Source organism: Amycolatopsis sp. VS8301801F10 (genome assembly GCF_046195355.1).
Taxonomy (GTDB): Bacteria; Actinomycetota; Actinomycetes; order Mycobacteriales; family Pseudonocardiaceae; genus Amycolatopsis.
On record NZ_CP176065.1, the window covers coordinates 3,665,723 to 3,678,612 of the forward strand.

Annotated in this window: 9 protein-coding genes; 7 read left to right on the forward strand and 2 right to left on the reverse strand. The window is 68.9% G+C overall.

Translation table 11 applies throughout. From position 1 onward, the window contains the following. The first annotated feature begins 79 nt into the window (after positions 1 to 79). Positions 80 to 772, forward strand: coding sequence for a type 1 glutamine amidotransferase domain-containing protein (locus F9C11_RS17455; RefSeq protein ID WP_409185930.1), 693 nt, complete (start codon positions 80 to 82; stop codon positions 770 to 772). A 417-nt stretch (positions 773 to 1,189) separates the two neighbouring features. Here the strand turns inward: F9C11_RS17455 and F9C11_RS17460 are convergent, their stop codons facing one another. Continuing rightward, complete coding sequence (locus F9C11_RS17460; protein ID WP_409185931.1) at positions 1,190 to 1,825, reverse strand: TetR/AcrR family transcriptional regulator; 636 nt, start codon at positions 1,823 to 1,825, stop codon at positions 1,190 to 1,192. A gap of 71 nt (positions 1,826 to 1,896) precedes the next feature. On the opposite strand from F9C11_RS17460, the gene F9C11_RS17465 reads away from it, so the two are divergent. The 4 genes from F9C11_RS17465 to F9C11_RS17480 all read left to right on the forward strand — a co-directional run bounded on the left by F9C11_RS17465 (position 1,897) and on the right by F9C11_RS17480 (position 7,815). Further along, positions 1,897 to 3,252: a flavin-containing monooxygenase gene (locus tag F9C11_RS17465; protein WP_409185932.1), complete on the forward strand. Its 1,356-nt coding sequence runs from the start codon at positions 1,897 to 1,899 to the stop codon at positions 3,250 to 3,252. After that, a complete protein-coding gene (locus F9C11_RS17470) occupies positions 3,249 to 4,049 on the forward strand; it encodes an SDR family NAD(P)-dependent oxidoreductase (RefSeq protein ID WP_409185933.1) in 801 nt (266 codons plus the stop codon). Before F9C11_RS17465 ends, F9C11_RS17470 begins: the two co-directional genes overlap by 4 nt. Beyond that, positions 4,049 to 5,269 (forward strand): NADH:flavin oxidoreductase, encoded by a 1,221-nt coding sequence (locus F9C11_RS17475; protein ID WP_409185934.1) that lies wholly within the window; start codon positions 4,049 to 4,051, stop codon positions 5,267 to 5,269. The genes F9C11_RS17470 and F9C11_RS17475 overlap by 1 nt, the downstream gene beginning before the upstream one ends. Positions 5,270 to 5,436: 167 nt before the next feature. Further along, a complete protein-coding gene (locus tag F9C11_RS17480) occupies positions 5,437 to 7,815 on the forward strand; it encodes an alpha/beta fold hydrolase (RefSeq protein WP_409185935.1) in 2,379 nt (792 codons plus the stop codon). A gap of 1,948 nt (positions 7,816 to 9,763) precedes the next feature. Here the strand turns inward: F9C11_RS17480 and F9C11_RS17485 are convergent. Continuing rightward, the gene (locus F9C11_RS17485; RefSeq protein WP_409185936.1) at positions 9,764 to 10,534 is read right to left on the reverse strand and encodes a hypothetical protein; all 771 of its coding nucleotides are present in this window, start codon (positions 10,532 to 10,534) and stop codon (positions 9,764 to 9,766) included. 787 nt (positions 10,535 to 11,321) lie between these two features. Here F9C11_RS17485 and F9C11_RS17490 point away from each other — a divergent pair. Together F9C11_RS17490 and F9C11_RS17495 are read left to right on the forward strand one after the other, a co-directional pair. Further along, positions 11,322 to 11,762, forward strand: coding sequence for a hypothetical protein (locus tag F9C11_RS17490; RefSeq protein ID WP_409185937.1), 441 nt, complete (start codon positions 11,322 to 11,324; stop codon positions 11,760 to 11,762). A gap of 467 nt (positions 11,763 to 12,229) precedes the next feature. Continuing rightward, positions 12,230 to 12,835, forward strand: a complete 606-nt coding sequence (locus F9C11_RS17495) for a DinB family protein (protein WP_409185938.1) — start codon at positions 12,230 to 12,232, stop codon at positions 12,833 to 12,835. Positions 12,836 to 12,890 lie beyond the last annotated feature (55 nt).

Sequence of the window (12,890 nt, forward strand, 5' to 3'; positions counted from 1 at the left end):
CGCGGCGCACGATTGAGATGCGGCGCAGCGGGTAGCCGGGGGTAAGCCAGACAGTTCGACGGATCGTGGGAGAACGAGCATGGCCACCCAGAGGATGTTGATCATCGTCACGAACGCCCGGGAGTACGAGAAGGCCGGGATGCGGACCGGGCTGTGGCTGGGCGAGCTGACCCACTTCTACGACTGCGCCCAAGAAAGCGGCTTCGACCTCGACCTCGCCAGCCCGGCGGGCGGGTACGTGCCGATCGACCCCGAGAGCCTGGCCCACGACGTCCTCGGCGAGCTGGGCACGGACCGGCGGTACCGCGATCGCGAGTTCATGGACCTGCTGGTGAACACCAAGAAAGCCAGTGAGGTGAACGTCGAGGACTACGACGCGATCTACTTCACCGGCGGCCACGGGGTCATGTTCGACTTCCGGGACAAGGAACTGGCCGAGCTGACCGCCCGCTTCTACGACAGCGGGCGGATCGTGTCCGCGGTCTGCCACGGCCCGGCCGGCCTGCTGGAGGTCGTCCGGGACGACGGGGCCCCGCTGGTGAAGGGCAAGAACGTGACGGGGTTCTCCTGGCCGGAGGAGGAAGCCGCGCAGCGCGCCGACGCGGTGCCGTTCAGCTTGCAGGACGAACTGAAAAAGCGCGGAGCGAACTACAGCATCGCCGACAAGCCGTTCGATCCGTACGTGGTGACCGACGGCCGGCTGATCACCGGTCAGAACCCTAGCAGCGCTCGCCCTGTCGCCGAAGCCGTCGTCGCCGCGTTGCGGACCTGACGACCGGCTCCGGCAGCAGTGTCCCGAGCCGCGGTGCTGCTCGGGTCCGAACGCCCCGGAGGAACGCGATCACCGGACGCTGGGCGAAGGCACTGCGCCGAACTGCCAGACCGCACGCTGATCCGGAACGAGACCCACCCGCTGCGCGCTTGGCGAGTGCGGGCGGCATGGCAACCGGCACCGAACCACCGAGCACTGGCTGCCGCGGCATCGCTGCGAACCCGGCCTCGGCCCCTTCAGCCCGACTGCGGCGAACACCTCGCCCTCCGCCGGGAAGATCGACTCGGCGGACCTGTCCACGAGCATGACCACGCGGGCGCCGGCAGGTGCCGCGTTCGGCACCGGTCAGCCACGGCCAGCCGCGGGACGGCTTCAACGCCTCGCCTGACGATGCCGGGCGCGGATTTCGGGAGCGCGTTACGGGTAGCGGTGGATCAGGGTTTCGGCGAGGAACCGGGCCATGGCGGTGAGGCGTTCCGGCGGGTACTGGCCTGGAGCGCGCAGGAGCAGGCGGCCGGCTTCTTCCAGTGCGTTGAGCAGGAGGTGCGCCAGGAGGTCGACGTCGATGTCCTCGGCGCCAGGACGGCCGCGGAGGAAGTGGCGGGTGAGGTCGGCGAAGCGGGCGCGCACGAGCGCTTCGCTGCGTTCCTTGTGCTTGCGTACCGGCGGCGGGGAGGCGTCGACCGGCAGCAGGATGGAGCGCCACCGGGCGGGCTCGGCGAGCACGGCGTCGAAGAAGCCGCGGGCGACGGTGGTGAACGTCTCGACCGGGTCGGCGGTCGTCAGGTCGGCGGGGATCACCGCGGCGAGCTGGGCGAGTGCGCGCCGGCCCTCGCGGTCGAGCAGTTCGCGCAGGATGTGGTCGGAGTCGGTGAACTGGCCGTAGACGACCGGGCGGGTGACGCCGGCCAGTCTGGCGACGGCGTCGACGGACACGGCGGCCACGCCGTCGGTGTTGATGATCTCCAGCGCGGTGTCGAGCAGCTGTTCCCGGCGCTCGGCCGGGGGCAGGCGCGGTGCGTAGGGCCGCTTGGGCGTGGTCGGCGAAGCCATGGGGCAATCCTAGCTTGCCAAAGCTTCACTTGTGTAGCTACAGTAGTGAAGCTTTCACGGAGGAGGCGGGCATGGCGACAGGGGCCTCAGGCAGGTTCTGCATCATCGGCGCCGGATACGCGGGCAATGGGCTGGCCCGGGCGTTCGCGCAGGCGGGGATCGGGTACGACCACTTCGAGGCGACCGGCCACGTCGGCGGCAACTGGGCGCACGGGGTCTACGACTCCACGCATCTGATCAGTTCGAAGGACTCGACCCAGTACGTCGAGCACCCGATGCCCGCGGACTATCCGACGTTCCCGAGCTGGGCGCAGATGCTGGCCTACCTCAACGACTACGTCGACTGCTTCGGGCTGCGCGAGAACATCGAGTTCGACACCGAGGTCGTCCGGGCGGAACCGGTGGACCGCACCGGGATGGCGGGCTGGCTGGTGACGCTGTCCGGCGGCGAGGTCCGCGAGTACGCCGGGGTCGTGGTCGCCAACGGCCACTACTGGGAGCGCAACATCCCGGCGCATCCGGGCACGTTCGCCGGGAAACAGCTGCATTCCAAGGACTACCGGCGTCCGGCCGACTTCGGCGAGGGCGGCCGGGTCCTGGTCGTCGGCGGCGGCAACTCGGCCAGCGACCTCGCGGTGGAGGCCGCGGCGACCTTCGGCCGCGCGGACATCTCGATGCGCCGCGGGTACTGGTTCATCCCGAAGACGATCTTCGGGATCCCCAGCTCCGAGTGGGACCGCGCGCGGGTGCCGCTGCCGGTGCAGCGGGCGGCGTTCCGGGTGCTGCTGTGGCTGTCCCACGGCGACTACCGCCGCTACGGGCTGGAGAAGCCGGACCACAAGCTGTTCGCCAAGGACGTCACCGTCAACTCGACGCTGATGTACCACCTGCGGCACGGGAAAATCCGGCCGCGCAAGCAGATCGACCGGTTCGACGGCCGCACCGTGCACTTCGTGGAGGGCAGTTCGGGCGAGTACGACACCATCGTGTGGGCGACCGGTTTCCGCACCCGCTTCCCGTTCCTGGACGAGTCGATGTTCGTCTGGGAGCACGGACAGCCGCTGCTGCTGGAGCACTCGCTGGTTCCCGGCTACGCCAACATCTACGTCTTCGGCTTGGTCGCGCCCCGCTCCGGCGCCGGAAAGATGATCTCGCTCGGGGCGGACGTGCTCGCCGAGATCGCTCCGGCGCAGCGGATGTTCCCGGTCCCGCTGTCCGCTTTGGTCGCCCGCCGGGTCCCGGCCCGCAGCTCGATCCTGGCCGGGAACGCCGAGCTGCTGGCCCGGCTCCGGCTGCTGCGCCGGGTAGTCCGCGGCCATGCCCGCCGGGCCCGGCTGCTGGGCGGCGGGCTCGCCGGCTGGAGCGCGCGCCGCGCCGCCGCCCCCGTCCCGTCAGCGCTCCGCGAGATCGAGGAGAAGGTCGCATGAGCCTGCCCCCGCCCACGCCCCGCACCCGGGCGGTGATCACCGGCGCGTCCTCCGGCATCGGCGAGGCGCTCGCCGAGTCGCTCGCCCGCCGCGGCCACGCCCTCGTCCTGGTGGCCCGCCGCGAGGGCCGGCTCAAGGCCCTGGCCGAAAAGCTGTCCGAAAGCTGCCGGGTCGAGGTCGAGGTGCGGGCCCGCGACCTGGCCGACCGGGGCGAGCGGGCGGAGCTGGCCGCCGAACTGGCCGAGCGGGACGTCTCCGTGCTGTGCAACAACGCCGGGTTCGCCACCTACGGCCTGCTGTCTGCTTTGGACCCGGCGCGGGAGCGGGAGCAGCTGGAGCTGAACGCGACGGCGGTCCAGGACCTGACGCTGGCCGTGCTGCCCGGGATGCTGGAGCGCAAGGCGGGCGGAATCCTGATCACCGGCTCGACCGCGGGCAATCAGCCGAGCCCGCGCAATGCCACCTACGCGGCGAGCAAGGCGTTCGCCAACACCTTCGCCGAGTCGCTGCACGCGGAGCTGAAGGGCACCGGGGTCGGCTGCACGTTGCTCGCGCCCGGACCGGTGCGCACTGAGTTCACCGCGGTCGCGGACGCACCCGGCGTCGACAAGCTCGTGCCGGGCCCGTTGTGGGTGACCGCCGAGCGCGCCGCGGAACTGGCCGTCGAGGGGCTGGCCCAGAACAAGCGCCGGGTGGTGCCCGGCGCGTTCGCGAAAGTGCAGACCCTCGGCGGCCTGTACGGCCCGCGCGGGCTGGCCGGGCCGATCCTGCGCACCGTGTACAAGAAGGTGAAGTGATGTCGGAAACCCTTTCCCAGCAAGTAAAACTTCCCTGCGGCGCGGTGCTGCCGAACCGGATCGCCAAGGCCGGGACGAGCGAACAGCTCGCCGCGCGCGACGGCACGCCGACCGACGCGCTGCGCCGGCTGTACGCCGTCTGGGCACGCAGCGGCGCGGGCCTGCTGATCACCGGCAACGTCATGGTCGACCGGCGCAGCCTGGTCGAGCCGCGCAACGTCATCCTCGACGACGACCGGGCGCTGGGCGAATTCCGTGCCTGGACCGACACCGTGCACGCCACTGGCGCGCGGATCTGGATGCAGGTCAACCACCCCGGGCGGGTCGGCACCGTGCCGGCGAACCGGCGGCCGGTGGCGCCCTCGGCGACCCGCGAACCGGTGCCCGGGTTCAACCTGCGCAAGCCGCGCGAGCTGTCCGGGACCGACATCCGGCAGCTGATCGCCCGCTACGCCCGGACCGCCGAGCTGGCCGTCGCGGCCGGGTTCGACGGGGTGCAGATCCACGCCGCACACGGATTCCTGCTGTCGCAGTTCCTGTCCCCGCTCGCCAACACGCGCACCGATCACTACGGCGCCGACGCCGCGGGGCGCCGCCGTCTGCTGCTGGAGATCGTCGCCGCCACCCGCGCCGCGGCCGGCCCGGAGACGCCGGTGTCGGTGAAGCTGAACTCGGCCGACTTCCAGCGGGGCGGGCTGTCCGAGGCCGAGTCGCTGGACGTGGCCCGCGCGCTGGCCGACGAGGGAATCGACCTGCTGGAGATCTCCGGCGGCACCTACGCCGAACCGGCCATGGAGGGCGTGCACCACCCCGGCCGCCGTGCCGACGGGGAGGCGTATTTCGCCCGCTACGCCGAGAAGGTCCGCGCCGGCGCGGCGATCCCGCTGATGCTCACCGGCGGCCTGCGCACGCGGGCGGCGATGGAAAGGCTCGTCGCCGACGGGATCGACGTCGTCGGCCTCGCCCGGCCGATGGCGTTCGTGCCCGACTACCCGGCGCGGCTGCTGGCCGGCGAGCCCGAGCCGCTGCTGCCCGCCGGCCCGAAGCCGACCGGCTACCGCCCGATCGACGGCTATGTGCAGCTGGCGGTCCACAACCACCAGTTCCACCGGATCGCGGCCGGACGCGCCCCCCAGGTGCGGGCCGGCTACGGCACCGCGCTGCGCGCGATCGCCACGCTCGCCAAGGCGGCCGCGTCGCAGATCGTCGTTCCCCGTTAGCCGAGGGGGCCGCGCATGCTCGGGGAGAAGTTCATCCTGCCCAACCGCGCTGCCCAACCGCATTGCCAAGGCGGCGCTGAGCGAGCAGCTGGGCACCCGGGCAGGCTTGCCGGCCGATCGTTCCTGCGCACCGCGTACCTCGCCGCGACCCAGAAATGAGCCAGCACATGACCACGCCCAGGAACCCGGTCCCCACCACGATCTTCGGCGCCAAGCTCGGGCCGCGCCGCAACCCCTCGGCCATCCCGGACGAGCGGCACCACTTCCACACGCTGATCGTCGGCGCCGGGTTTTCCGGGCTGGGCATGGCGATCCGGCTCAAACGCGACGGCATCCACGACTTCGCGGTGCTCGAACGCGCCACCGACGTCGGCGGCACCTGGTTCGCCAACACCTACCCCGGCTGCCGCTGCGACACCCCGTCGCGGCTGTACTCGTTCGCCTTCGCCCCCAACCCGGACTGGACCGAAACCTACGCCCGCCAGCCCGAGATCCACGCCTACCTGCGCCGCCTCGCCGAACGCGAGCACCTGCTCGGCCACCTCCGGTTCGGCACCGACGTCACCGGCGCCCGCTGGGACGACACCGAGCAGCGGTGGCGGATCGCCACCAGCTCCGGCGAGTACACCGCGACCTGCCTGATCGGCGCGATGGGACCGCTGTCCGCGCCGAAGATCCCCGATTTCCCCGGCAAGGACACGTTCGCCGGCCCGGCGTTCCACTCCGCACGCTGGGACCACGACGTCGACCTGACCGGCAAGCGGGTGGCTGTCATCGGCACCGGCGCGACGGCCGTGCAGATCGTGCCCGAGGCAGCCAAGATCGCCGGAAGGCTGGACGTCTACCAGCGCTCCGCCGCATGGGTGCCACCCCACACCGGGCGCCGCACCAGCCGCCTCGAACGCGCCCTCTACCGGATGGCCCCGTTCGCGCAACGACTTCCTCGCGCCGGCGTGTACTACCAGCGCGAACTGTACGTGCGCGCCTGGACCCGCTCGCGCCGGCAGGCCAGGGCCATGGAAGCCGTGGTCGGCGCGCACCTGCGCCGGCAGATCCGCGACCCGGAACTGCGCCGCAAGCTCACTCCCGACTACCGGCTGGGCTGCAAGCGCCCCACCCCCTCCAACGACTACTACCCGGCGTTCACCTGTTCCACCGTGGACCTGATCACCGACGGCATCGCCGAGATCCGGCCGCACTCGATCGTCGCCGCCGACGGCACCGAACGCGACGTCGACGTCATCGTCTACGCCACCGGCTTCCACGTCACCGACGCGCCGCACCAGCACTTCATCCGCGGCCGCGACGGCCGCACCCTCGACGAGGCGTGGAACGGCAGCCCCAACGCCTACCTCGGCACCACGGTCAGCGGGTTCCCCAACCTGTTCCTGCTGCTCGGCCCGAACACCGGCAACCTCACCACCTCCGTGGTGCTGATGGCCGAGTCGCAGATCGACTACGTCCTCGCGTCCCTGCGGGCATTGCGCTCGGCCGCGACCATCGAACCCCGGCCCGAGGCACAGGCCGCCTACACCGCCGACATCCAGACGCGGAGCGCGGGCTCGGTCTGGCTCCAGGGCGGATGCGAAAGCTGGTACCTCGACCGCACCGGCCGCAACAGCACCCTGTGGCCGGACTTCTCCTGGCGATTCGACGCCCGCACCCGCCATTTCCGGCCGGAACACCACATCCTCACCCCGAAAGCAGGCACCACGATCGCCGAACGAACCGTCACCGTCGCCGGCACCCGCACCCGCCTGCTCGAATTGGCCGGCACCGGGCCCACCCTGCTGTTCGTGCACGGCGTCACCGACTGCGCCGACTTCTGGCGACCCGTCTTCGCCCACCTCGCCGCAGCCGGGCGGCGCGCGATCGCCGTCGACCTCCCCGGCTTCGGCCACGCCGACCCGCTGCGCCCCGGCCCGGTCCTGCCGCAACTCGACAAGTTCCTCGACGAGCTGCTCGCCGAAACCGGCGCGGCCGTCGTCGTCGGCCACTCGACGGGCGGCACGCTGGCCCTCCGGCTGGCCGAACGCGCACCCGAAGAACTGCTCGGCGTCGTCGCCGCCCCACCGGCCGGCCTCGCCGCGACCGCACTGCACGCCCTCGGCGCCCGCCTCCCGCGCTGGCCACTGGCCCCGATCCGGCTGCTGCCCGACCGCGTCCGCCGCAAGCTCATCGCGGCCTTCTGGACCTCGATCGCCGTCGCCGACCGCGGCGCCGTCACCCCCGAGTTCCTCAACGCCTACACCGGTTTCTTCAGCACGAACTTCGCCCGCTACCTCGGCACCGCCCAACTGGTCCTGCGCGAACTGCGCGACGCCTGCCACCTCGACCGCGTGCGCCACCCCCTGCTGCTGATCTGGGGAACCCGAGACCGCCTCTCCGCCCCGCAATCCGCCCAGCAGATCCTCGACGCCGTCCCCGGCAGCCGGCTCGTCACCGTCGAAGGCGCCGGCCACTGCCCAGCGGTCGAATCACCCGCCCGCTTCGCCGCCGCCACCCTGGCCTTCGCCAACTCGCTCACCCGCACGAGGCCGACGTAGCCGAGCGCCGTGACCCCGATGTCGAGCACGGACGCGCACTACGCCTGGTACCTCGACTCGACCGGCTGATGGCTCCGCTTTCCCATCGAATTCACCGAGGGCGGCGATCATCCCGCGGCAGTCGGCGCGAAGTCTCGGGCTCGCCACCGACCACAATGGACAGTGGAACGCGCATTCGTTCAAGCGTTCTGGCGAATTCGCGGTCATGGGAACCAGCCATGATCAATATCTCAAAGCCGAACTGCAGAATTCCGGGTTCGCGAAGCGGGAATTGCCGCAGCAGGAGAATCGGCGACTGGCAGACAGGGCAGAAGCAGGGAGTTTTCGGGCTCGTCGGCACGTCCGCGTTCGTGATCCTTCACTGGCCGGTCGCCGGACTTCCGGCTTTCAGCCGGTCGGCGAACCAGTCGGCGACAATGGTGTGCTTCTCGAGCGAGTGGTTGTAGAGGCGGTGGTCCCCGCGCACGAGTGGAGATCGAGTCGCACGTACTGCGGCTTTCGGTGCTGCACGGCGACATGCACTGGGAATCACAGGCCGTGGCCGCGCATCACGTGCTCGAACGCACCCCGTTTCTCGGCGACGACGATGCCGATCGTCCCAGCGACGCGTGGTCGGCCGCACACGGCGTTCCACCAGGCACTGCTGGCCGGCTGCCCGAACCGACGGCTGCTGGCCACGGCGCGCGGGCCGCGGTCTCATCGAATGCCGCGCACCCGCTCTGGTCGGCGGAGGGCCAGAGACCTGCACCGTCGTCGACAAAGAAGCAGAACTCAACAAACCCGCCCCCAGAGTCGACCCCCCACCCGGAATCCGGCTCGACCCCCGACGATTCCAAGTACGAGGACATGGAACCTTTCACTTGCCTCGGCGACCCGGCGCTACGAGCGGCCAGCGGAATCGTCTGTGTCGCGACACTGCTTCCGGATGCGCGTCAGGACCGACCGAGGCCCCTGGGGACGAGCGCGGGGTCATGCAGGCCAGCCACCTCATGGCCCGCCCGCTTCCATGGAACTAGCGACGTGGCCAACATTGTCAACCAGTACATTCGAGTAAATTGGTCCGACGTAAAAAGTCGAGGAAGCTACCGCTAGGGCGTTGATGTCAAGTTCTGCTACTGATAGGGACGGCGGACCAGCGAACCAAGGAGAACTCATGAGTCGGCTCGCGGACGCTGAGCGATCCGCGATATAGTTCGCGTCGCTCAATGACTGGCCAGGTTAAGCCGGGTTGCTCCTGGGATGCTGTCGAGCGAGACATCGGTACGGTACTGCCCGTCGATCACAAAGAACTATTGTCCCGGGCGGCCAACCCGATCGACGCTCGACCGGACTATGCGAACTTCATTCAAGAGGCAGCATTCAGAACTATTCACATTCTCGGCGACGAGTAATGGGAATACCTAAACGGAACTGACTGGGCGATATTAATATTATCGGGTTTTCCATTGATTGTGAACCTGCGGTATTTCGTGTTCCGTCGACGCATATGGGGAACGGTGCGTGGCTGGCGTCGTCGGAACCATGTCTGCTCCAGGAGAATCCGCATGAATGCGCATTACGCGTTCATGCCGATCCGTATTGCCTCGCGGCGCGGACGTGTCGTCTGGAGCCTGGGGTGATGAGGAAGGTTGGTGTTCGGTCGTCGGTTGAAGGGATCGCGTCCGCGTATCCCGGCACGCGCGGGGAAGACGTCAGCAGGTTGCCGGTCACCGTCTTCTCTTGAAGCGCGACGAGGATCCGGCCAGCCGCGAGGCAGAAGTCGAGCTTCTCCCGAGAGTCTTCGGCCGGCTCGGACAACGGCTGCGGCTTCTCCGCGGACCGGAATGGGTGTCGGCATCGATGCGTCGTCATCCGGACGGACGGCTGGCTGATGCGGCGAGGGTGCACTAGCCACGGACGAACCGATTGCCTCGGGCTGAGTCATCTGAGTGGACTGAGCCGGTGCCTGCTAGGGAGCGGCCAGGGCTGCTTCGGCGCTGCAGGGAAGTTCCATCCGCTGATCGCGAGCGCTGAGCGACCACACTCGCACCTTGCCGCCGACCCGGCGGCCCATCATGCAGTCCGTGTCCTCGACGCCCGTCCGGGCGAACAGTGCCACGCCGACGTCGGATCCGTGAACCTGAACGAAGACCTCCGGCGGGACCCCGGCCAGGTGGGTCTCGGGATCCACCGGGAGCGCGGGCATCCCTGAAGTCAGCGCCGCGCGGACCTCCTGAGGGCTGGCCGTGGCCGGCAGGCGCCACAGGACGGCCTCGAGCGCCGGGGCGAACCCGGGCGAGATGTCCCGCCTGGGCAGGGGCGGCGGGGTGACCGCGGCGGCATTGGCCGGGCAGGTGATCCGCGATGGTCTCGACGACGTCCCGTAGTAGTCGAACTCGACGCGGTAGCAGGCGTCGAAGGTAGCCGAGCCGACGTTCCAGTCCGTGTCCGGCGCCTCGTGGTGGATCCGCCAGACCAGCCGGGCCATCGGATCCCGGGGGTCGTCGTGGGGCAGATCCGTGATCTCCAGGACGCCGAAGCCGTTGCTGCGCCCCAGCGGCGTGGCGAGCGCGGCGCGGGCGAACCCGGCGGCGTCCGCCTGGCGCGGATAGCCGATCGCGTCGGCGAGCGTGTCCGACTGCCGGTCCGTCTCGGCGTTACCCGCGACCGAAGGCTTGAGCCAGAAGGACGCGACCAAGGCCGCGCAACCGAGCAGCACTACACCGTGCGAAACCTTCACAGTGCCCAGATTATCGGTGCCCCATCGCCGGTGCCTGAGTAGTTTTCCCCGTTTCCGCAGGCATCTGCGGCAGTACCAGGCCCCCGAGTCGGCGGCTTCATGGAGTGTCAGGTCGAACCTGGGCAAGCACGCCGGAAGGCCTGAGCGCCGCGAACCGCACTTGGATGTCTATTGGAGTCAAGATTTTCGATTCGCGTACGGCTGATCCGCCAAGATCCGCTCATCCCGCATACCGGTTGCTGGGACTTACGCCGCTTACCTCGCCATCCTGCGTATCGGTGGTGTCGTTGTGCCACTGGATGCGGCACGCCCGCCGAGCGTCTGGCCGAGATCGCAAGCTCGGCGGATCTGAACTATCGTGGCGGACACGGACGCCGAGACTGACTGCCTAAGTGGAAGCGCGATCCCTCTGCTGCGGCCGCGGGTCGACTTACGGCCTGGGCCGCGCTGTGAACAGGGGCGCGAGGGCGTCCCGGGTTAGGCGGCGGCACCAGACGACCTTGCTTACCTGCTCTTCACCTCCGGCTCCACGGGCTGTCCCCAAGGGCGTGCCAATTCGCCACGGGAACTTAGACCCGTTAATCGAGTTCAACATCCGCCGCTACGCGCTGGCCCGGGTTGCCGCCATACACAGATGTTTCTGTTGACTCCCGGAAGTATGCCGTCGCTGCGCTTCAGCCTGTTCGCCGGTGAGCAGCTCACGCTCGGCTAGGCGGCCGTGTGGAGCGACGCAGCACCCAGCAGCGGGGTGGAGGACTTGCACGGGCCGACAGAAGTCACCGTTGCCATGACCGCCTACCGGCTCCCTAAGCGGCGACAGGATTGGCCGACCACGTCCAACGGGGCCGTACCAATCGGCGAGTTGTACCCGCACCTGGAGTTTCAGATCGACGCGGCCGACGGGGAACTGGTGGTGCGCGGCCCGCAGCGGTTCGACAGCTACCTGTGCCCCCGAGCCAATCGGGGACGGTTCACCGGTCCAGCCACCTCCGACGACAAGCGCGGGCTCGTCGACACCGACGCCTGGTACCGCACGGGCGACCGCGTCGCCGACGAGGCCGGGGTCCACGTTCATCTGAGCCGTCTCGACTCGTGGATACCGGGTCGCGTTGCCGAGCCAGAGTCCGCGCTTCGCGCCTACGACGGCGTGGAGGACGTGGTCGTGGAAGCGAGCACGACACCGGGCGGCCAGATCGAACTAGTGCGCTATGCACCGGGGCCCTTCTAGCAATGGGGGAACTTCGCAAACATCTTCGAACGCGACTTCCATCTTACATGATTCCAACCTAGAACTTGCTTGTCGCGCAGATTCCGCTGGATGACCGGGAGAAGGTCAATCGACGAGGCGGCGCTCTTGGAGTGCGTCAGTTTGCAACCGGACGCACCCCTCAGCAATATCCCCGTTGCCGCCGGCGGACAGCAGACTGTGCAGGGGCTGGCGCAGTGCCACTAAGTTTGGGTCATTCCAATCCTTCATCAAGTTCCGAATGCAAAGCCAACCGAACGCCCCGCAATGGGCACTCGAGATCGCCGACTTGAACAGAAAGTGAAACGTTGTGTGCATCGACGTGTTTGGTACGCAGTTGCCCGGGTTGTCCGGGGTTGAGGCGGCGTTCGCGAACCGGGCGGATCATGGCATCAGTTCCGAGCGCACCTGCCCGAAGGCGCGCCGGACTGACTGGGATGCTGGGTGTCATGATCGATGAGTTCGCAAAAGAATACCTTCACGGTGACCTCCGCGAGGCGAGAGAGGTGATTGTCTGGAAACTCGACGGACTTTGCGAGTATGATGTGCGCCGTCCGCTTACCCCTACCGGAACGAACCTGCTGGGACTGGTCAAACACTTGACGAGGACCGAGGCACAATACTTCGGCGATGTGTTCGGACGGCCCTTCCAAGAACCGGTACTCGGTCACAATGATGGGGCCGGGCAAGACGCGGACAAGTGGGTTTCGGCGGACGAGTCACGTGCGGAGATCATCGACCGGTACCGGCGGGTGAGCGCGCACTCGGACGAAACAATCACCGGGTTGCCCATAGACGCGCTCGGCCACGTCGCGCACTGGCCTCGCCCAGACGTCAAGCTGTTCAACATCTTGGTGCACGTCCTCGCCGAGACCAACCGCCACGCCGGTCACCTGGACATCCTGCGCGAAACATTGGACGGTTCAGTGGGAGCGGACGTGGCGACGGCTAAGTACCTCGACCGCGGAACAGGCTACTGGGAAGCCCGCTACGCCAAGGTCGAACGGGCAGCCGAGCCCTTTCGCGCGGCCTGTGGGGTTCCAGAAATCGGTTGATGCGCCCGACTTGCAGAAACAGGCACGGGGCGGGCGGGGCGTGATCGTCAGCCGT

Excerpts from the sequence above, each read along its gene's own strand:
- F9C11_RS17475 (WP_409185934.1), top strand. The coding sequence starts at position 4,049 with ATGTCGGAAACCCTTTCCCAGCAAGTAAAACTTCCCTGCGGCGCGGTG.
- F9C11_RS17455 (WP_409185930.1), top strand. The coding sequence starts at position 80 with ATGGCCACCCAGAGGATGTTGATCATCGTCACGAACGCCCGGGAGTAC.
- F9C11_RS17490 (WP_409185937.1), top strand. The coding sequence starts at position 11,322 with ATGACCGCCTACCGGCTCCCTAAGCGGCGACAGGATTGGCCGACCACG.
- F9C11_RS17480 (WP_409185935.1), top strand. The coding sequence starts at position 5,437 with ATGACCACGCCCAGGAACCCGGTCCCCACCACGATCTTCGGCGCCAAG.
- F9C11_RS17460 (WP_409185931.1), bottom strand. The coding sequence starts at position 1,825 with ATGGCTTCGCCGACCACGCCCAAGCGGCCCTACGCACCGCGCCTGCCC.
- F9C11_RS17470 (WP_409185933.1), top strand. The coding sequence starts at position 3,249 with ATGAGCCTGCCCCCGCCCACGCCCCGCACCCGGGCGGTGATCACCGGC.
- F9C11_RS17495 (WP_409185938.1), top strand. The coding sequence starts at position 12,230 with ATGATCGATGAGTTCGCAAAAGAATACCTTCACGGTGACCTCCGCGAG.
- F9C11_RS17465 (WP_409185932.1), top strand. The coding sequence starts at position 1,897 with ATGGCGACAGGGGCCTCAGGCAGGTTCTGCATCATCGGCGCCGGATAC.